General features: G+C 62.5%; 19 protein-coding genes. 12 read left to right on the plus strand and 7 right to left on the minus strand.

Annotation, left to right across the window (positions count from 1 at the left end; translation table 11 throughout):
- Window positions 1-4: 4 nt before the first annotated feature.
- Window positions 5-433: a hypothetical protein gene (locus NKI35_RS04655; protein ID WP_023703553.1), complete on the minus strand. Its 429-nt coding sequence runs from the start codon at window positions 431-433 to the stop codon at window positions 5-7.
- On the opposite strand from NKI35_RS04655, the gene NKI35_RS04660 reads away from it, so the two are divergent.
- The 3 genes from NKI35_RS04660 to NKI35_RS04670 are packed head-to-tail and all read left to right on the plus strand — an operon-like array spanning window position 432 to window position 2,270.
- On the plus strand, window positions 432-1,385 hold the full coding sequence (locus NKI35_RS04660) for an IS1595 family transposase (protein WP_352738796.1): 954 nt from the start codon (window positions 432-434) through the stop codon (window positions 1,383-1,385). The genes NKI35_RS04655 and NKI35_RS04660 overlap by 2 nt on opposite strands.
- Window positions 1,386-1,442: 57 nt before the next feature.
- Window positions 1,443-1,979, plus strand: a complete 537-nt coding sequence (locus NKI35_RS04665; protein WP_023703554.1) for a Panacea domain-containing protein — start codon at window positions 1,443-1,445, stop codon at window positions 1,977-1,979.
- A complete protein-coding gene (locus NKI35_RS04670) occupies window positions 1,980-2,270 on the plus strand; it encodes a hypothetical protein (RefSeq protein WP_156932586.1) in 291 nt (96 codons plus the stop codon).
- Between the two features lie 168 nt (window positions 2,271-2,438).
- Here NKI35_RS04670 and rhuM read toward each other — a convergent pair whose 3' ends face one another.
- A complete protein-coding gene (gene rhuM / locus NKI35_RS04675; RefSeq protein WP_352738800.1) occupies window positions 2,439-3,434 on the minus strand; it encodes a RhuM family protein in 996 nt (331 codons plus the stop codon).
- A 511-nt stretch (window positions 3,435-3,945) separates the two neighbouring features.
- Here rhuM and NKI35_RS04680 point away from each other — a divergent pair.
- The gene (locus tag NKI35_RS04680; protein ID WP_352738802.1) at window positions 3,946-4,446 is read left to right on the plus strand and encodes an MmcB family DNA repair protein; all 501 of its coding nucleotides are present in this window, start codon (window positions 3,946-3,948) and stop codon (window positions 4,444-4,446) included.
- A 53-nt stretch (window positions 4,447-4,499) separates the two neighbouring features.
- Here the strand turns inward: NKI35_RS04680 and nhaA are convergent, their stop codons facing one another.
- The 5 genes from nhaA to NKI35_RS04705 all read right to left on the minus strand — a co-directional run bounded on the left by nhaA (window position 4,500) and on the right by NKI35_RS04705 (window position 11,461).
- Window positions 4,500-5,687: a Na+/H+ antiporter NhaA gene (gene nhaA, locus NKI35_RS04685; protein ID WP_023732524.1), complete on the minus strand. Its 1,188-nt coding sequence runs from the start codon at window positions 5,685-5,687 to the stop codon at window positions 4,500-4,502.
- Window positions 5,688-6,059: 372 nt separating this feature from the next.
- The gene (locus tag NKI35_RS04690) at window positions 6,060-6,623 is read right to left on the minus strand and encodes an ActR/PrrA/RegA family redox response regulator transcription factor (RefSeq protein WP_112560594.1); all 564 of its coding nucleotides are present in this window, start codon (window positions 6,621-6,623) and stop codon (window positions 6,060-6,062) included.
- 86 nt (window positions 6,624-6,709) lie between these two features.
- Window positions 6,710-8,035, minus strand: a complete 1,326-nt coding sequence (locus NKI35_RS04695; protein ID WP_023729620.1) for an ActS/PrrB/RegB family redox-sensitive histidine kinase — start codon at window positions 8,033-8,035, stop codon at window positions 6,710-6,712.
- 32 nt (window positions 8,036-8,067) lie between these two features.
- The gene (gene hrpB, locus NKI35_RS04700; RefSeq protein ID WP_352738805.1) at window positions 8,068-10,530 is read right to left on the minus strand and encodes an ATP-dependent helicase HrpB; all 2,463 of its coding nucleotides are present in this window, start codon (window positions 10,528-10,530) and stop codon (window positions 8,068-8,070) included.
- Between the two features lie 40 nt (window positions 10,531-10,570).
- On the minus strand, window positions 10,571-11,461 hold the full coding sequence (locus NKI35_RS04705) for a DMT family transporter (RefSeq protein WP_023831190.1): 891 nt from the start codon (window positions 11,459-11,461) through the stop codon (window positions 10,571-10,573).
- Window positions 11,462-11,487: 26 nt separating this feature from the next.
- Between NKI35_RS04705 and NKI35_RS04710 the strand changes: the two genes are divergently transcribed.
- From NKI35_RS04710 to NKI35_RS04745, 8 genes are all read left to right on the plus strand, one after another.
- Window positions 11,488-12,186: a PIG-L deacetylase family protein gene (locus NKI35_RS04710; RefSeq protein WP_352738807.1), complete on the plus strand. Its 699-nt coding sequence runs from the start codon at window positions 11,488-11,490 to the stop codon at window positions 12,184-12,186.
- 254 nt (window positions 12,187-12,440) lie between these two features.
- Window positions 12,441-13,772, plus strand: a complete 1,332-nt coding sequence (locus tag NKI35_RS04715) for an ABC transporter substrate-binding protein (RefSeq protein WP_352738809.1) — start codon at window positions 12,441-12,443, stop codon at window positions 13,770-13,772.
- 229 nt (window positions 13,773-14,001) lie between these two features.
- Window positions 14,002-14,949: a carbohydrate ABC transporter permease gene (locus tag NKI35_RS04720; RefSeq protein WP_352738963.1), complete on the plus strand. Its 948-nt coding sequence runs from the start codon at window positions 14,002-14,004 to the stop codon at window positions 14,947-14,949.
- Complete coding sequence (locus tag NKI35_RS04725) at window positions 14,946-15,896, plus strand: carbohydrate ABC transporter permease (protein WP_023690009.1); 951 nt, start codon at window positions 14,946-14,948, stop codon at window positions 15,894-15,896. The genes NKI35_RS04720 and NKI35_RS04725 overlap by 4 nt, the downstream gene beginning before the upstream one ends.
- A gap of 214 nt (window positions 15,897-16,110) precedes the next feature.
- Window positions 16,111-16,314 carry a hypothetical protein gene (locus NKI35_RS04730; protein WP_023668776.1) on the plus strand — a complete coding sequence of 68 codons (204 nt, stop codon included), beginning with the start codon at window positions 16,111-16,113 and terminating at the stop codon, window positions 16,312-16,314.
- Window positions 16,315-16,316: 2 nt separating this feature from the next.
- On the plus strand, window positions 16,317-17,429 hold the full coding sequence (locus tag NKI35_RS04735; RefSeq protein ID WP_352738812.1) for an ABC transporter ATP-binding protein: 1,113 nt from the start codon (window positions 16,317-16,319) through the stop codon (window positions 17,427-17,429).
- On the plus strand, window positions 17,422-18,435 hold the full coding sequence (locus tag NKI35_RS04740) for an ABC transporter ATP-binding protein (RefSeq protein WP_352738814.1): 1,014 nt from the start codon (window positions 17,422-17,424) through the stop codon (window positions 18,433-18,435). The genes NKI35_RS04735 and NKI35_RS04740 overlap by 8 nt, the downstream gene beginning before the upstream one ends.
- Before the next feature lie 60 nt (window positions 18,436-18,495).
- Window positions 18,496-20,139, plus strand: coding sequence for a dihydroxyacetone kinase subunit DhaK (locus NKI35_RS04745; RefSeq protein WP_352738816.1), 1,644 nt, complete (start codon window positions 18,496-18,498; stop codon window positions 20,137-20,139).
- The last annotated feature ends 57 nt before the right edge of the window (window positions 20,140-20,196 follow it).

Genomic DNA, 20,196 nt, shown 5'->3' on the forward strand with positions numbered 1-20,196 from the left:
TCCCCTACGGCTGGGTAGCGCTCGTGAGCAGTGGGTCATCTAGCTCTGCCTTTGTCTTCAGGACGGCATCAACGAGGGAACCGAACTCCTCGACGCTGAATGTGCAACTATCCTGGACCGCTCCCATATGGCTGAGGCGGAAGCGTACGAATTTCCGGTTTTCGGCTGGGATGCGCTTCACCAGAAACATGAATGAATAGGGACCCGCGATCGCTGAGTACCGGCGCAACTCTTCGGTCGCGGGGAAAAGCCGGTTGATGAATCCCAAAAACCCCATGGTGTCTCCCCTCGTGCCAAGGACCGTGCTTCTTATCATTGCGAGAGAAAATTCGCCTATGGGTTTGTCAACCATACGATCGCCATGGTCACAGGCGATTATCCGGTTGACAAACCCAAAGTGATTACGTGGGGTAAGGGCATAGGAGATTTCCATGTCCGTTCTGTCCCGCCCCGAGTTCCACGACGAAGCCAAGGCTTTCGAGCATGTGGAAGGCATCTTGTGGCCGAATGGTCCGGTTTGCCCCAAGTGCGGCTCTGTTGATCGCCACTACGCATTGAAGGGCGTTCGCACCAAGCCGTCCAAGAAGAACCCCAATGGTGTCGAGCGTCACGGCCTGTACAAGTGCAGCGCTTGCCGCTCGCAGTTCACCGTCCGTATGGGTTCGATCTTTGAGGAAAGCCATATGCCGCTCACCAAGTGGCTTCAGGCTATCCACCTTATGTGTGCCTCTAAGAAGGGCATCAGCGCTCACCAGATGCACCGCATACTCGAATGCAAGTATGAGACCGCTTGGTTCCTGTGCCACCGCATTCGCCTTGCAATGGCATCTGGCGACTTCTCCCCGCTTGGCGGCAACGGCAAGACCGTAGAAGTTGACGAGACCTACATTGGCCGTCTCGCTAACGCTCCCGTCAAACGTGGCGGTGGCGCTCACAAGAACACGGTCGTTACGCTGGTAGAGCGTGGTGGCCGCGCCCGTTCCTTCCACGTCGATACGGCCCGCATGGGCAACGTCATGCCAATCGTTCGCGCCAACATCGCTCGCGAGAGCGCATTGATGAGCGACGAAAGCGGCATCTATCGCCGTGCCAGCCAGGATTTCGCCTCGCACGATGTCGTCACGCATTCCAAGGACGAGTACGTGCGCTACGAAGGCGAGAAGACCATCCACACGAACACCGTGGAAGGCTTCTATTCGATTTTCAAGCGCGGCATGAAAGGCGTCTATCAGCATTGCGGTGAGCAGCACTTGCACCGCTATCTGGCAGAGTTCGACTTCCGTTATAGCAACCGCATTGCCTTGGGAGTTGATGACGGAACCCGCGCTTTTATCGCGCTCGTAGGTGCAAAAGGTAAGCGTTTAATGTATCGTCAGGAGGCATGAGATAACCTATCTAACAGTAGGTTCGCCTCATGGTTAGTACGAAGGCGTACGCGAGCAATGGCAGACAGGCCTTATGACAGAGAGCGCCTAAAGCACCTATTTCACTATGTGATATGGGGCGCTGGTGCTCGCGCTGGATTTGGCGCCACCAAGCTGTACAAGGTCGCGTGGTTCTCAGATGCCCGCAGTTTCGTGTTGACCGGCCAATCAATTACAGGCGCACCCTATATCCGCGAAAAGCACGGTCCTATCCCGCGCGATGGAATGTACGTGCGCAATGAACTGGTGGCGTTGCGCTTGGTAGAGCAGTGGCGAGGCACTGATGATGAGTGGGTCTTCAAGGGCCTTGTGCCGCCCCCGCGCAATGTCTTCCACCCCGACGAAACCAAGGAAATTGATTACTGGATTAAAGAGATTGACGGAAAGCACACGGCAAAATCAGTGAGCGAATATTCTCACGATTACGGGTGGGAAATCGCGAAGATGAAAGAGCCATTGCCGTTCCACTCTATCTTGGCTGGACGTGGCCGTGAGCCTAACGACGCTGAGACAACTCGGTTGCGCGCACGCGCTAGGGAACTGGGTTTGATGTAAATGAAGGATTGCCGCGAGGAAGACCGCGTGCGCCTCGCGAGAGATTTGGCCGAAGAAAAATGGTCAAGGGCTTTCGACGCTTGGGAAGACGTGACTTGGACCATTGTGCGTGACGAGAACTGCGGCAGTCCATTGAACGATACCGGCTCCATTCGAGGCTATGTGTTCGACGGAGCCCGCTCAATCGATATGCCTTCAATCGAAGTGATTTATGAGATCCACCCCAATCTAATCATCATCCACTATGCGGATTTTCGAGATGCCCCATACGGACAAGCCGGAAGAGCCTAAGCAGCAAATCGACAAATTCCGAGATGCCGCTCGGAAGCTAAAGGGCGATCCATCCGACGCCACTTTTGAAGCTGCCGTGGGAAAGGTAGCCCGCGCTCCGAAGCTCTCAGCGGAGCAAATAAAGGCACTGGTTCGGAGACACCGTGAAAAGCCGAAAAAGATTGGCGCCTAGCCTCCTTGTCGCAAAGTTCGACGCTTTTCCTTAAATTTCTCAAACTGGCGTTCGGCGTGAGCCTGTGCCTTCTCACGTTTGACGCTTCCAAGGTGCGTTAGAAGCGGACGATTGTTGAACTTAATAAACCCGTTCATTCTCTCTTCTGCTTCAGCCATCATGACAAGCCGTCCGATGTCTACCTGATCCTCGAAATAGTCGAGAAGCATTGTTGTCAGCCGGTTTTTCTCCCTGATCTCCGCGCCAGCTAGAAAATTGTTAGCGATCCAAACATCATTTTTCCGGATGTTTTCATTTGCCCAGGTTGTAAGGCCCATGTTTTCCGCATCGGCATTGGCCCGCTCCAAAATCAACTCCGGGCCGGTCTTAGACGCGACCGCCCACAAGAGCTTGTTCTGCATCCCCGCATAGAAGTTTCGCCACTCCTCGGATTGCGGGTCATAGTCTTGGCACATTGCGCAGATGCTACGAACTTCCCGATATAGGTTTGCCTCCGAAGATCGGATGTCTCGTATGGTCTCCTTTAGCTCTTTTAGATGGTCGCGGCTCTCTGGGTTCTTCATCCTAGCGACGTCAATGGACCATCCTTTCAAGAGGATTTCCTTTAAACGCTCGGTCGCCCATATCCTGAATTGAGTGGCCTGTTTCGAATTAACGCGGTAGCCAACCGAGATGATGACATCGAGGCTGTAGAGAGCGACCGGTTTGGTGGCACCAGCAATTTGCGTTTTCTGCAAATTGCCCTCTTCAACCAATTCACCCTCTTCAAAAACGTTCCTGATATGGCGCGATATGGTCGAGACCGTCTTCCCGAATAACTGACCTATTTGGGCCTGTGTCATCCAAAGTGTTTCGCCCGCATATCGAATATCGATCTTGATGCCCTTGTCGGTCCCATAGACAAGCAACCTGTCTTCAGTGGTTTCGCTGCCGCTCAATTGTGCTAGCCGCTCTAGTTCTCGTTCAAATCCGTCTTCGCGCTTAATGGCCATTAGCCGCTCCGATTCGCTGATTCATACAATTAGCATGCACTGATACCAGTGCGCGAATACGGCTTGCGATGATCCCACAGTGATTATTTCGTGATCTTGGAAGGGGAGCCATTCCCCTACGGCTGGGTAGCTTTCGGAAATTGCGCACGGTATGTTTCGCGTTCCATAGATTCTTTGAGGCGCTCCGTGCCACTTCCGATGTTTCTTTTTGCTGCAACGCCAGTCATGATATTTATATATTTCAGTCTTTTAGATATCAGAACAAATAGGTGGAAAAAGACCGATAGAAAACCTCTGCTATACGTCTATATAGCACTTCATATCGCCGTAATTATTGGAATAATTGTATCCTTTTTTGAGTTATATATTAAAGATTGATAGCAGGGCCTGAATTGTCCCCTGCGCCGGCCTGTCAGGCATATAATCCTATTTCACTTTGGGTTTGTCAACCGGATAATCGCCTGGTCACACAGGGTTCAAACCGTGAACAAAATCTGGCATGGTGGCTGCCATGCCGATCATCTCCTCGATTCTCCTCAATCCCCTGATCGATGGCCGCCAGTCGGAACGCGCCATGCTGGTGCGGCGTGGCGTGCAGCGGCTGTTGATGCAAATGGGCATGCATGTGCTGCCCGAACTGTCGCTGGCCACCGGGCGGCGCGCCGACCTTGTGGCGCTGACCAGGCAGGGCGACATCTGGATCATCGAGATCAAATCCTCGATCGAGGATTTTCGCGTCGACCGCAAATGGCCTGATTACCGGCTGCACTCCGACCGCTTCTTCTTCGCCACGCATCCCGGCGTGCCCTCGGATATTTTTCCGGAGGAATGCGGCTTCATCCTGTCCGACGGCTACGGCGCCGAGATTTTGCGCGATGCGCCCGAGCACCGGATGGCGGCGGCAACGCGCAAGGCGCTGATGCTGCGCATCGCACGGGCGGGTGCGGCGCGGCTGCTGGCGGCGGAACTGGCGGGTGTGGCGGTGCCGGCGCTGGCGGGAGAGAGCGAGTAGACGAAGCTCAAGTTCCTCGCCCCGCTTTGCGGGGGCGAGGAACCCAAGAACACCTACTCCACCACCTCCTCCACCCCTGCCGCCGGCGCCATCAGGAGCACGGCGGCACCCAGCAGCGCTGCAACGAAGGACCCCGCCAGGATGCCGACCTTGACGGCGTCCTGCAGCGCCATGTCGTTGGCGAAGGCGAGCAGGCCGATGAACAGGCTCATGGTGAAGCCGATGCCGCAGAGCAGCGAAATGCCGATCATGTGCAGCCAGCCGGCATTGACCGGCAGGTCGGCGAAGCCGAGCCGGATCGCCAGCGCCGAGGAGCCGAAGACGCCGGCCAGCTTGCCCAGCACCAGGCCGGCGGCAACGCCGAGCGTCAGCGGCTCGACCAGGGCAGAGGCGCTGAGGCCGGCCAGCGACACGCCGGCATTGGCAAAGCCGAAAATCGGGATGACGAAGAACGGCACGATCTTGTGCAGGCCGTGCTCCAACCGGTGCAGCGGCGAATGGTCGAGATCGTGCCCGCTGCCGGGAGAAGTTTTCAGCGGAATGGTGAGCGCCAGCGCCACGCCGGCCAGCGTCGCATGCACACCCGATTTCAGCACGAGCACCCACAGCACGGCGCCGAGCACGAGGTAAGGCGTCAGCCTCGTCACCCGCATGCGGTTGAGCACGATGAGCACCGCGATGACGGCGAAGGCCGCACCGAGATAGGCCAGCGACAGGCCGCTTGTGTAGAAGATGGCGATGATGATGACGGCGCCGAGATCGTCGATGATGGCGAGCGCGGTGAGAAAGATCTTGAGCGACGCCGGCACGCGGTTGCCGAGCAGCGACAGTACGCCGAGCGCAAAGGCGATGTCGGTGGCGGTCGGGATCGCCCAGCCGGAGAGCGCGGCGGCGTTGTTGCGGTTGATGGCGACATAGACGAGTGCGGGAACCAGCATGCCGCCGGCGGCGGCGACGCCCGGCAGCACGCGGCGCGGCCAGGTCGAGAGCTGACCGTCGAGCATCTCGCGCTTGATCTCGAGGCCGACCAGCAGGAAGAACACCGCCATCAGCCCATCATTGATCCAGTGCGACACGCTGAGCGGGCCGAGATAGGCGTGGAGAGCGGCGAAATAGGTTTCGGCCAATGGTGAATTGGCGACGATCAGCGCAAGGGCTGCCGCAACCATCAGGATGATGCCGCCCGCCGCCTCGCCGTCGAGGAATTCGCGAAGGATGGATTTCGGCTGCTTGTCGCGCATCTGTGCTCCGTTGCCGGGTTTTCCGGCGGCGTTATTGCCGATGATGGGCAAAGGTCGATGGCACGGCAAGCGCAACTGTTTCCAGCGTTGGCGCCGCCCCTCATTGTCCTGCCGGACGTTCGTCATTCGAAAAGCCAAGCAGTTGGCTTTTCGTCCGCTTCGCGGACCATTCCTCAACTCCCCACATAGCGACGGGGAGAAAGAGGCAGCTTCAGCCTCGCCGTCGTCTCCTGCAACGCCGGCGATTGGCGAAACCGGCGATGAGAGCGCCCCTCTCCCCCGTCTCTATACCGGGGAGAGGATGCCGGCAGGCAGGTGAGGGGCAGCGCTGAGGTTCGGCAATTGGCGGCCGGCGCCGCCGGCGCGTGAACCTCAGCGTGGTGCGCGCTTGGCGAGTATCCGCTGCAGCGTGCGGCGATGCATGTTGAGCCGGCGCGCGGTTTCCGACACGTTGCGGTCGCACATTTCGTAGACGCGCTGGATGTGTTCCCAGCGCACGCGGTCGGCCGACATCGGATTTTCCGGGGGGGCGGCGCGCTCGCCGGCGGTGCGGGTGAGCGCTGCAAACACGTCGTCGGCGTCAGCCGGCTTCGACAGATAGTCGATGGCGCCGAGCTTCACCGCGGTCACCGCGGTGGCGATGTTGCCGTAGCCGGTGAGGATGACGGTGCGGGCATCGTCGCGCTTCTCGCGGATGGCGGCGACGACGTCGAGGCCGTTGCCGTCGCCAAGCCGCATGTCGACCACCGCATAGGCCGGCGGGTGGGCGCGCGCCTTGGCCACTGCCTCCTCGACGCTCTCGGCCGTCTCGACCACGAAACCCCTGGTTTCCATGGCGCGGGCCAGCCGCGTCAGGAACGGCTTGTCGTCGTCGACGATGAGCAGCGAGGTGTCCTCGCCTTCGACCATTGCGCCAATTGTTTCTTCGCCAGTCATTATCTCAAAAAATCCTGCTGCCTTAATTTTACGCAGATATAGTTCCTGAACGCCATTGTCCAATTTTGCCGCCTCCGCCAAGGCTTTTACGCGGTGTCGAACATCGAGATCCCCACCGATTCCGGGTTGAGGAAGACCGTGCGCGGCCACGATATCTGCACGATCGCGCCTTCGCCCAGTCCGCTCGAATTGCGGAAATCGAGCGTGGCGCCGGAGCGTTCGAGCAAGGTCTTGGCGATGAACAGCCCGAGACCCAGGCCACCGCCAGCCTCGTTGCCCTGGCGTGTCGACATATAGGGCTCGCCGATGCGATCGATGATTTCGGGGGGAAAGCCCGGCCCGTCATCGATGATCGAGAAGGTGACGTCGAGTTCGTCCCAGCTCCATCGCACCGTCACACTGTTGCGGGCGAAGTCGACGGCGTTCTCGACCAGATTGCCGAGGCCGTAGATGACGCCGGGGTTGCGCCGTCCCACCGGTTCGGGGCCGACGCGCTCGCCCGGCCGAAGCTTGATCGAGATGCCGAAATCGCGGTGCGGCGCGGTCACCTCCTCGACCAGCGAGGTCAGCGGCAGACGCGACAGATGCGCCTCGCCCTCGGAGGACAGGCTGGTCAGCCGCTTCAGGATCTCGCGGCAGCGCTCGCTCTGCGACCGCAACAGCTTCACATCCTCACCATATTTCGGATCGTTACCCAGCGCCTTCTCCATTTCCTTGGAGACAAGGGCGATGGTGGCGAGCGGCGTGCCGAGTTCGTGCGCGGCGGCGGCGGCGAGGCCATCGAGCGCCGACAGATGCTGCTCGCGCTGCAACACCAGTTCGGTGGCGGCAAGCGCATTGGCGAGCAGGCGGGCTTCCTCGGCGACGCGGAAGGCATAGATGGCGGTGAAGGCGATCGAGGAAAACACCGCCATCCATATGCCGGCGACATAGATGAATGGCATGGGCAGCGGCGCGCCCTCATACCATGGCAGCGGCTGGTGGAAGAAGACCAGCAACGTGGCCGCCGCCATGACCAGCGCGCCGAGCACCGCAGTCAGCCGCAGCGGCAGCGACGCCGCCGAGATGACGACGGGCACGGTCATCAGCACGGAGAACGGGTTGGTGAGGCCGCCAGTCAAAAAGAGCAGGCCGGCAAGCTGCAGGCTGTCGAAGGTCAGGATGAAAAACGCTGAGAACGGGGTCAGCCGGTGCGCTGCCGGATAGCGGAAGGTCAGCACCAGGTTAAGCCAGGCCGAGCAGGCGACCAGCGCGAAGCAGAGGCTGACCGGCAGCGGGAATTTGAGCCCATAGGCGACGACCAGCACCGCCAGGCTCTGGCCCACGATGGCCAGCCAGCGCAGCCGGATCAGCGTGTTGAGGCGCAGCCGCTGGCTTTGCTGGAAGTCTGGCGCGTGCACGATGTTGATCATGGCCAAGGATTATAGCCGGGAAAGGACGAGCGCTAGGTCCCTCGCGGTTTGGCGCGGGCGGTGGCCGCAGCGAGCAGCGGATTTTCCGGCCAGACATGGCGGGGATAGCGGCCGCGCATGTCGGTGCGCACATCGGCCCAGGAGCCGCGCCAGAAGCCGGGCAGGTCGCGCGTCGTCTGGATCGGCCGGTGCGCCGGCGACAACAGCTCGAGCGTCAGCGGCACGGTGCCGTTGGCGATTGCCGGATGGCGGTCAAGGCCGAACAGTTCCTGCACGCGGATGGCCAGCACCGGCCATTCGCCGTCATAGCGGATCGGCACATGGCTGCCGGAGGGCGCGTCGAAATGGGTCGGCGCCAGTGTGCCGACCTTGCGCTGCAATTCGTGCGGCACCAGCGCCATCAGGCCTGACGACAGCACGCCGGGATCGATCGCGGCGAAGGATGCCTTGCCCGAAAGGAACGGCAGCAGCCAGTCGTCGAGGCCTTCGAGCAGGGCGGGTTCCGAAACATCGGGCCAAGGCGCGCCGAGGCCGCGATGCAGCCAGCCGAGCCGTTGGCGCAGCGTCTCGCCGTCCTTGCCCCATTCCAGCAGCGACAGGCCGTGCTCGCGCAAGGCATCTGTTATGGCGCGGTCGGCGTCTGTTCCAGTTGGTGCGGGCAGCATGCGCTCCGACAAAGTGATGGCGCCGAGCCTGGCGGTCTCGCGCACGCGCGCCGCGCGCCGCTCGCGGTCGAAGCTTGTCTCGCGGCGCGTCTCGATCCTGTCGGAGAGTGCGGCGCGGATGTCGGCCTCGTCGACGGCTGCCGCCGCCGTGATGCGGGCATTTTGCGCCTTGCCTTGCAGATCGGCGACGACCAGCCAGGTCTCGCCGGCCAGCGGATCGGCGGCGTCGACCATTGCACCGGAGCCATTGGCCAGCACAAAACGGCCGCGCTCACCGCGCGCTTTTGCGACACGGTCCGGCCAGGCGTGGATGAGGAGAAGACCGGCAGAAGCGGTTTCGCTGCTCTTGGCGCCGCCCGCCTCCTTCGCCAATCGCCCGGCAAGCTGCCTTGCCGCAACGGCGCGCGGTGACTTTTCGGTGCGGAAGCGCATCAAGCGCCGTTCGAGGTCGGCGCCGTCGCCGCCGAGACCACGCTCGGTGAGCAGGACGGCTAGCATCGCAGCCTCGAGCGCGTGGCCGCCGCCAGCGGCTTCAGCGACCATGTGTGCGAGCCGCACGGGCAGGGCCAGCTTGCGCATCGCGCCGCCCGCCTCCGTCAGCCGGCCAGCCGCATCGATGGCGTGCAGCGCCAGGAGCAGGGCCCGCGCCTCGTTGAGCGCGGGAATGGGCGGCGGATCGAGGAAGGACAGGCTTGCGGGATCGGCGACGCCGAAGGCGGCGCAATCGAGCAGTAGGCCGGACAGGTCGGCTTCCAGAATCTCGGGTGGGGTGAAGGCGGGAAGGGCCGCCGTCTGCTCGGCCCGCCAGAGGCGGATGGCCACGCCTGGCTGTGTACGCCCGGCGCGGCCGGCGCGCTGGTTGGCGGACGCCCTGGAAACGCGCACCGTCTCCAGCCGGGTCAGGCCGCTCGCCGGTTCGTAGCGCGGCAGCCGCGACAGGCCGGAATCGATGACGACGCGCACGCCGTCGATGGTGATCGAGGTCTCGGCGATCGACGTCGCCAGCACCACCTTGCGGCGGCCGGGCGGCGCCGGTTTGATGGCGGCATCCTGCGCCCTGTTGTCGAGCTGGCCGTAGAGCGGCACGATGTCGGTGTCGGCGCCGAGCCGGCCCTGCAGCCGCTCGGCGGTGCGCTCGATCTCGCGCTGTCCCGGCAGGAAGGCGAGCACGCTGCCGCTCTCGCCGGCAAGAGCGGAGCGGATCGCCTTGGCCATGGCGTCTTCGATGGGAACGCCGGCTGGCCGCTCGTCGTATCTGACATCTACGGGGAACGCACGGCCTTGGCTTTCGATCACCGGGGCGCCGGACAGGAGTTTCGCGACGCGCGCGCCATCGAGCGTTGCCGACATCACCAGCAGCCGCAAATCCGGCCGCAGCGCGCCCTGCACGTCGAGCGCCAGCGCCAGGCCGAAATCGCCGTCGAGCGAGCGCTCGTGGAATTCGTCGAAAATCACCGCCGAGACGCCGGGCAGCTCGGGATCGTCTAGGATCATGCGCGCCAGGACGCCTTCGGTGACGACCAGGATTTTTGTCCGGGCCGATGTGCGGTTTTCCATGCGCATGGCATAGCCGACAGTGGCGCCAGGCTCTTCATCAAGCAATTCGGCCATGCGGCGGGCGGCGGCGCGGGCGGCGAGCCGGCGCGGTTCGAGCAGGACGATCTTGCCGGCGACCAGCCAGGGCGCATCGAGCAGCGCCAGCGGCACCAGCGTCGTCTTGCCGGCGCCGGGCGGCGCCACCAGAACGGCGCTGTTGCCGGAGCCGAGCGCCTCGCGCAGGGCCGGCAGCACGGCGGATACCGGAAGCTCCGGCAAGGATCTCGTCGTCATTGCGTCCGCATATCAGCGGTCACCACAACCGTGCAACGGCTCAAAGCCTCGTGCGCGCAAACGGGTTCCAGCGCACCGTGCCCAGCCGCACCTCCTCGCGCACCATGGTGAGCAGGCCGGACGCGCCGACGACGGCCAAGCCGACCAGCGATATCCAGTCCGGATACTCCTGGAAGAACAACGCACCGAGGATCACCGCCCAGACGATCTGCGAATAATGCGTCGGCGCGATGCGGTTGGCCGGTGCGTATTTGGCGGCCAGCAGCTGCAGCAATTGGCCGCCGGCGGTAAAGGCGCCGCCCAGCACCAGCCACAGCAGCTGCATGGCGTTGGGGAGGGTGAACGATGTGGCGATGGTGCCGGCCCCGTTGAACAGCAGCCCGTAACCGATGAGCACGCCGAGCATGGTGGTGCGCTTTTCCTGCTGGGCGAGCGACCGCATCAGGATGACGCTGACCGCGGCAAGGAAGGCCACCGTGAAGGCGGCAAGGTGTCCGAGATGCAACTCGCGAAAACCTGGCCGCACCACCAGCATGACACCTGCAAAGCCGGCAACCACCGCCAGCCAGCGCCATGGACCGACCTTTTCTTTCAGGATGACGGTCGAGAGAATGGTAACGCAAAGCGGCGCCAGGAAGATCAGTGCATAGGTCTCGGCCAGCGGAATGGTGGTGAAGGCGTAGACGCTGAGCACGCCCGAGGCGATGCCGGCCCAGGCGCGGGCCTGCACCGCCCATGGCCGCCCGGTGCGCCAGAAGTCGCGCCAGCGCTCATCGACTGGGCGGCTGAAAAACAGGAAGCAGCCGGCAAACAGCGTGATGAAGAAGCCGATCTCGAAGACGGTGAACTGTCCGCCAAGGCTCTTGATAACGGCATCGCTGCACGAATAGCTTGCATAGGCGATGAGGGCGAGCAGGATTCCGTTCGTCACGTTTTTCCATTTCCGGGGAGAGTGCAGTGAAGGTATTGGCGCTCGGCGCGCATCCCGACGACATCGAGATATTCATGTTCGGTACGCTGGCTGCCTATGCCACGCAAGGCGCAGAACTGACTTTTGCCGTGGCCACGGATGGCGCCAGGGGCGGCATGGGCGACCCGAGCGTTTTGGCTCGTGTCCGCCGCGACGAGGCGGCGGCCGCTGCGGCGCTGCTCGGCGCAACCCTTCGCTTACTCGACTTTCCCGACGGCGAACTGGTGGCTGATGCGGCACTGATCGCTTCGCTGAAAGCGCTGATACGCGAGACCGCGGCGGATCTGGTTATCACGCATGCCCCCAACGACTATCACGCCGACCATCGTGCTTTGTCGGACGGCGTGCGCATCGCGGCCTCGTTCGGCGTCCCCGTGCTGCATGCCGACACGATGGGCGGCACCGGCTTTGCGCCGACGCATTACGTCGACATTTCCGCCTACGGCGATATCAAGACGCAGGCGATCCGAGCGCACCAGTCGCAGTGGCCGGAGCAATATGTCGACAGAGCGCGCGTCCAGAATGAGTTTCGCGCCGGGCAATGCAACAGCGTTCCCGGCTCCCTGGCCGAGGCCTTCCGATTCGAGCCGACTTTTCCCTTCGCCGACATCCGCGCGCTGCTGCCGCCCGCGCCCCCTGTTCGGCCGGTGACGCCGCAGACGAAAATTATAGGCGACCCCGGCTAAGCAACTTCCGGGCGAGCCGTCCGGCAATCATTTCCCAACGATTTCAATCGCCGTTTCGCCATGTTGCGGCGCAGCGACGAATTCGCTTGCCTTGTTTAGTAAAAATTGCATCACTAAACAAATTACTAAACATCTGCGGCGCACCGCGCCGCCCTGGCGACGCATAGCGCGCCGTGTTTAGCCCCTCGGAGGAGCGAGGGTTAAGGGGTTCTTGAAACGGCCATCCGGGCGCGTTTCGCAAATGGGAGGAAGGCATGAAATCGAGCTTGAAACTGGCGTTGGGGCTGGCCTCGGCGATTACCGCGTCGACAGCCGTCTCGAACGCGGCGCACGCTGAAGACCTGACGCTTTGCTGGGCCGCCTGGGATCCGGCAAACGCGCTGGTCGAACTGTCCAAGGATTTTACCAAGGAAACCGGCATCGGCATGAAATTCGAATTCGTGCCGTGGACCAACTATGCCGACCGCTTCCTCAACGAGCTCAACTCGCACGGCAAACTGTGCGACCTGATCATCGGCGACAGCCAGTGGATCGGCGGCTCGGCCGAGAACGGCCACTACGTCAAGCTGAACGACTTCTTCGACAAGGAGAAGATCAGCATGGATGACTTTGTGCCGGCAACAGTCGTCGGCTATTCCGAATGGCCGAAAAACACGCCGAACTACTGGGCGCTGCCGGCCATGGGCGACGTCGTCGGCTGGACCTACCGCAAGGATTGGTTCTCCAAGCCGGAGCTGCAAAAGGAATTCAAGGAAAAATATGGCTGGGATCTCGGCCCGCCGACCACCTTCGACCAACTGAAGCAGGTCGCCGAGTTCTTCCAGAAGCGCGAGATCGACGGCAAGACCGTCTATGGCGCTTCGATCTACACCGAGCGTGGCTCGGAAGGCATCACCATGGGCGCCATGGACGTGCTCTACAGCTACGGCTTCCAGTATGAAAACCCCAAGAAGCCCTACGAAATGGAAGCCTTCGTCAATTCGCCAGACGCGGTCAAAGGCCTGGAGTTCTACAAGTCGCTCTACGATTGCTGCACGCCTCCGGGTGCCTCGAACAGCTATATGGGCGAAGGCGTCGACGCCTTCAAATCCGGTCAGGTGGCCATGCATATGAACTTCGCATTCACCTGGCCCGGCCTGCAGAAGGACGAGAATGTCGGCGGCGACAAGATCGGCTACTTCGTCAATCCGAAGGGTCCCGGCGGCGCCCAGTTTGCGCAGCTCGGCGGCCAGGGCATTTCGGTGGTGTCCTATTCAGACAAGCAGGAATCGGCGCTGAAATACATCAAGTGGTTCGCCAACAAGGATGTGCAGGCCAAATGGTGGTCGCTCGGCGGCTATTCCTGCCTGAACGCGGTGGTCAAGGACCCGGCCTTCCCATCCAGCCAGCCTTATGCGCAGACCTTCCTCGACTCGATGGCGATCGTGAAGGACTTCTGGGCCGAGCCGAGCTACGCACCGCTGCTGCAGGCGTCGCAGAAGCGCTTCCACGACTATGTCGTTGCCGGCCAGGGTTCGGCCAAGGACGCGCTTGACGGCCTGGTCAAGGACTGGACGCAAGTGTTCCAGGACGACGGCAAGATGTAACCGGACCAACGGCTCCTCCCGAGCCTGACCCCAGAGGCGGATGATTTTCAGGCCGAATCGATCAGAAATCGTCCGCCTCGGGCTAAAAAGAGAGAGAGCATGATGTCGTCCGAAAACCGCTCCACACTTTTCGGCATCATGCTCTTGGTCCCGTGCCGCCCTTGGCACGGGACGCAGTTCAGATAAATTCATGATAGAGACGACCCACGTGACCGAAGCAGGACTCACCATGCTCAATCGGACTGCGGAGAACGTTGCCCGGGCGACCCCGGAGCCGTTGGCCCGCAAGGTCCGGGGCATCAGCGACAAGGGCCTCGCCTGGCTGTTCATCTCGCCGACGATCCTGTTGCTCTTGGCCATCAACATCTTCCCGCTGTTCTGGGCGATCTACCTGTCCTTCACCAACTTCCGGGCGAACCGCCCGAACGAGGTGGTGAAGAACCTCGGCTTCGCCAATTACCAGCGCATCCTCGGCGACCAGGACATCTGGATCGCCATGCAGACGACGGCGCATTTCGTGTTCTGGACGATCCTGCTGCAGACGCTGATCGGCTTCACGCTGGCCTGGCTGATCGACCGCAAATTCCGTGGCCACGCCTTCTGGACGACCATCATCCTGGTGCCGATGATGCTGTCGCCGGCGGTGGTCGGCAATTTCTGGCGCTTCCTCTACGAGCCGCAGATCGGCCTGTTCGCCTACGCCATCTCGTTCGTCACCCGGATACCACCGACCGACATCCAGATGCTGTCCAACGTGTCGCTGGCGCCATGGTCGATCATCATCGTGGACACCTGGATGTGGACGCCCTACGTGATGCTGATCTGCCTCGCCGGACTGCGCTCCATCCCCGAATACATCTATGAGGCCGCCGAGGTCGACCGCACCTCCAACTGGCGGCAGTTCTGGTCGATCACGCTGCCGATGGCGCTGCCCTTCATCATGCTGGCGGTGCTGTTTCGCGGCATCGAGAACTTCAAGATGTTCGACATGGTCAACCTGCTGACCGGCGGCGGGCCGGGCTCGACCACCGAGGTCGCTTCCATCACGCTGAAACGGCAGGCGTTCGAGAGCTGGCGCACCGGATATTCCTCGGCCTTCGCCATCATCCTGTTCGTCGCGGTGTTTGGGCTGGCCAACATCTACGTCAAGGCGCTGAACAAGGTGAAGCAGAGATGAGCTTGACCACTGCCCACTCCGTCGTCGCCCCCTCGGCCAATTCGAAGCGGATCGCCGGCACCATCATCGTGCTCTACGCGCTGATCTCGATCGTGCCGCTGCTGTGGATCTTTGCCACCAGCTTCAAGACGCCGCCGGATTCGATCGCCTATCCGCCCAAGATTCTGTTCCAGCCGAGCATCGAGGGCTATTGCAACCTGTTCACGACGCGCACCAGGCAAACGCCCGAGTACATCAACTCGCTCGGACCCGCGACCGGTTTCTGCGACGAGACCTCGCGCAAGCGGAACATGGTGATTGCCGGCCCGTCCAATTTCCTGCCGCGCTTCGTCAATTCGCTGATAATCGCCTTCGGCTCGACCTTCTGCGCGGTCTTCCTCGGCACGCTGTCTGCCTATGGTTTCTCGCGCTTCAAGGTGCCGCTGGCCGATGACCTTCTGTTCTTCATCCTGTCGACGCGCTTCATGCCGCCGATCGCGGTCGCGATTCCCATCTACCTGATGTACCGCGAGCTCGGCCTGTCCGACACCGCGCTGGGCATGATCCTGCTCTACACGGCGGTAAACGTGTCGCTGGCGGTGTGGCTGCTGAAAGGCTTCATCGACGAGATCCCGCGCGAGTATGAGGAAGCGGCGATGATCGACGGCTATACCAGGCTGCAGGCCTTCTGGCGCACCGTGCTGCCGCAGGCGACCACCGGCATCGCCGCGACCGCCATCTTCTGCCTGATCTTCGCCTGGAACGAATATGCCTTCGCCGCACTCTTGACGTCCGGCACCGCGCAGACCGCGCCGCCCTTCATCCCGACCATCATCGGCGAAGGCGGCCAGGACTGGCCGGCGGTGGCGGCCGGCACGACGATCTTCCTGGTGCCGATCCTGGTTTTCACCGTCCTGCTTCGCAAACAATTGCTGCGCGGCATCACTTTTGGGGCGGTGCGCAAATGATTGATGTGCCAGGTCGACCCCCACTCCCTCGAGCTTCGCTCGACACCTCTCCCCCGATCGACGGGGTAGAGGAAGGACGCGAACTTCATTCAGCCAGGCTGCCTTCCTCTCCCTCCGGAGGGGGGAGAGGTGGCGCTGCGAAGCAGCGACGGAGTGGGGGAACCACCTGGCAACCGTCTCGCCCCGTTACCGGGCAGAAGGAAGGGAGCTACGCATGACGCGCCCGGCCATCTCCAAAAAGTCATCCTGGCCTCGCTGGGCCCGGCGCGGCCTCATGGAAAATATCGCCACGACGCTGATCGCCATTGGATTCCTGATGCTGTTCCAGCCCTTCGCGCTGGCGCTCTACACCTACTCCTTCATCACCATGCTCGCCGGCACGGTGATGTTCATCATCGTCTCGAAATTCCCGGAATAATCATGGCCGAAATCCGCGTCCAACATTTGAGAAAGGCCTTCGGCGATTTCGTCGCCGTGCAGGATTCCAGCTTCGTCGTCGAGGATGGCGAGTTCTTCGTGATGCTTGGGCCGTCAGGCTGCGGCAAGACGACGACGCTGCGCATGATCGCCGGGCTCGAACTGCCGACCGGCGGCCAGATCCTGCTCGGCGGCGAGGATGTCACCATGCGCCGGGCGCGGGAGCGCGACATTGCCTTCGTGTTCCAGCTGTTCGCGCTCTATCCGCATATGAATGTGCGCAAGAACATCGGCTTCCCGCTGCTGGCGCAAGGCATGCCGTTCGCCGAGATCCGCCAGCGGGTCGAAGAGACGGCCAAGCTTTTGCGCATCGACCACCTGCTCAACAAATCGGTCTCAGGGCTTGCCGGCGGCGACCGCCAGCGGGTCGCGCTCGGCCGTGCCATCGTGCGGCGGCCAAAGTGTTTTCTGATGGACGAGCCGCTCGGCACGCTCGACACCGAATTCCGCGATCTGATGGTGCATGAGTTGCGCGAGCTGCACAACCGCATCCACGCCACCACCGTCTATGTCACGCACGACCAGATGGAAGCGATGTCGATGGCCGACAAGATCGCCGTCATGAACCATGGCGTCATCGAACAGTTCGGCAGCCCGCGCGAAATCTACGACCGCCCGGCAACCATGTTCGTCGCCGACTTCATCGGCTCGCCGCCGATGAATTTCCTGGGCTTCGGTGGCGGGCTGGCGAAGGGGGCGAAGGAAATCGTCGTCCAGGGCGCCAAGGTGGCGGTGCCGGAAGTGCGCGAGGAAATTGCGCCCGCCGACATGGCGCTCGGCATCCGTCCCGAGCACATCCGTTTCGACGATGCGTCGAAACTGCGCGGCGCCATCTACGGCACCGAATATCTCGGCACGACGCAGATCGTGGCGGTGGAGACGGCGGACGGCATCATCAAGGCGCGGGTGCCGGCCGAAATCCGGCTCGCTGCCGGCGATCACGTCGGGCTGACGTTGAACAGCGCGCGGCTGTCGCTGTTCGACAAGGGCTCGGGTCGGGCGGTGCGCACCGCGATCCACGATACCGCCTCTCAAGGGAGAGCGCAGCATGGCTGACGTGCACATCAAGGGCGTGACCAAAAGCTTTGGCGATCATGTCGCCGTCAATGGCCTCGACCTTAACATCGCCGATGGCGAATTCGTCGTGCTGCTCGGCCCGACCGGCGCCGGCAAGACGACGACGCTGAGATTGATCGCCGGACTGGAGCGGCCGGATGGCGGCAGGATCGATATTGGCGGCCACGATGCGACGACGCTGTCGCCGGCCGAGCGCGACACCGCTTTCGTCTTCCAGCAATATTCGCTCTACCCGCATCTGTCAGTCTACGACAACCTCGCCTTCCCGCTGCGCTCGCCGGCGCGGAAAGTACCGGAGGACCAGATTCGCCGCCGCGTCGAAGAGGTGGCAAAGATGGTGCGCATCCACCACAAGCTCGCCAACCGCTCGACCAAACTGTCGGGCGGCGAGATGCAGCGCGTCGCCATCGGCCGAGCGTTGGTGCGCAAACCGTCGATCTATCTGATGGACGAACCGCTGTCGTCGCTGGATGCCAAATTGCGCGCCGATCTCAGGCTCGAACTCAAGCGCATCCAGGCCGAACTCGGCGCCACCATGCTCTATGTCACGCACGACCAGATCGAGGCGATGACCATGGCCGATCGCATCGGGATCCTCAATGACGGCGTGCTGGTGCAGATCGGCACGCCGCGCACAATCTATTCGGAGCCGGCCAACCTTCATGTCGCGGCCCGCCTCGGCCAGCCGGCGATCAACCTGCTGCCGGCCGGGCTGCTGCCTGATGGTGGGGCGCCGACCGGAACCAAGACCATCGGCGCGCGCACCGAGCATCTGTCGATCGAGAAGACCGCAAACGGCCATGCCGACGGCGTCGTCGACTGGGTCGAACATCTCGGGGACCAGAACCATCTGCATGTTACGGTCGGCCCAAAGAAACTGGTGACGCTCACCGACCCCGATACGGATCTGGCCGAGGGCGACAAAGTGGTGATCCGCTACCGCTCGCCGCTGTATTTCGGCGCCGACGGACAAAGGCTGATGTGAAGATTTCGGCGGTCTAGACGCCGGCTTCTGACTGACGATTGCGAATACGGGACGAACTCGATGAAGCACTTTTTCAACCGCAGGGAAACGATCGTCACCGAGGCGCTGGATGGCCTGTTGCGGACCATCGGTTCCGGCGATCTCGCGCGCCTCGACGGTTACCCCGAGATCAAGGTCGTGCTGCGCGCCGACTGGGACAAGGCGAAAGTTGCCGTCGTCTCCGGTGGCGGCGCCGGACACGAACCGTCCCATGCCGGCTTTGTGGGCAAGGGCATGCTGACGGCGGCGGTTTCGGGCGAGATCTTTGCCTCGCCCAGCGTCGAGGCGGTGCTGGCGGCCATCCGCGCGGTGACCGGCCCCGCCGGCTGCCTGCTGATCGTCAAGAACTACACCGGCGACCGGCTCAATTTCGGCCTGGCGGCCGAGAAGGCGCGCGCCGAGGGGTTTCGCGTCGAGATGGCGATCGTTGCCGACGACATCGCCCTGCCGGGTATCAACCAGCAGCGCGGCGTCGCCGGCACCTTGTTCGTGCACAAGATCGCCGGCCATTTGTCGGAGACCGGTCAGGACTTGGCAGCCGTTGCTACAGCCGCTCGCGCGGCGGCGAAGGACATCATCTCGCTCGGCATGTCGCTGTCGTCCTGCTCGATCCCCGGCCAGCTACATGAAGAGCGGTTCGGCGAAAATGACGGCGAACTCGGCCTCGGCATCCATGGCGAGCCGGGCGTCGAGCGCATCGCGGTGCAAAGCGCCGACAAGCTGGTGGCGATCATGGCGGAGCGGCTGGCCGCGCGGCTCGACCCGAACGCCAGCCACGCGTTGCTCATCAACAATCTCGGCTCGGTGCCGCCGCTTGAGATGTCGCTGGTCGCCAATGCCGTGCTGGCCTCGCCGCTGGCCAAAACCGTCAAACTTGCGATCGGCCCCGGACCGCTGATGACGGCGCTCAACATGAACGGCTTTTCGCTGTCGCTGATCAAGCTCGATGCGGCGCGCGAGGCAGCCTTGCTGGCGCCTGTCGGCCCATATGCCTGGATGCCGGCCAAAACCGTCGTCGCGCCGGCTATCGTGCCTATGGCGAAAGCAGCTGGAAACAGCGCAGCCCAAAGGGCCAGCCAGGATTCCGGCACCAGGCGTTTGATCGTCACTGTCTGCGAACGGCTGATCGCGCTCGAAGAGACACTGAACGGGCTCGACGCCAAGGCGGGCGATGGCGATACCGGTTCGACGGTTGCGACCGGCGCGCGCAGCGTGCTGGAACGGCTCGATGCGCTGCCGCTGGCCGACCCTGCCGCCACGCTTGCCACTATAGGCGATAGTCTGGGCGTCGCAATGGGCGGCTCCTCAGGCGTCTTGCTGTCGATCTTCTTCACGGCGGCGGCTCAGGCTTCGAACGGCGGAGCAACCCTGTCCAAGGCGCTGCTTGCCGGGCTTGACCGCATTACTTTTTACGGTGGCGCCAGGGTCGGCGACCGCACCATGGTCGATGCCTTGGAGCCGGCGCTGAAGGCGCTCGATGCCAAGGGGCTGGATGCCGCGGCTACAGCGGCACGGCACGGCGCCGAGGCGACCGCTGCCATGGAGAAGGCGAAGGCCGGACGCTCCGCCTATGTTGGCACCAAATTGCAAGGCGTAGTCGACCCTGGCGCCCATGCCGTGGCCGAAGTGTTCGCGGCCGCCGCCGCGCTGCATGCAACGGCCTGACGGCATGCTTCGATTGTCGAATGAAAACTCTTGCGATACTGCCGGCAGGATCGAAAC

It is taken from the genome of Mesorhizobium sp. M0676, from assembly GCF_040320535.1.
Lineage (GTDB): Bacteria > Pseudomonadota > Alphaproteobacteria > Rhizobiales > Rhizobiaceae > Mesorhizobium.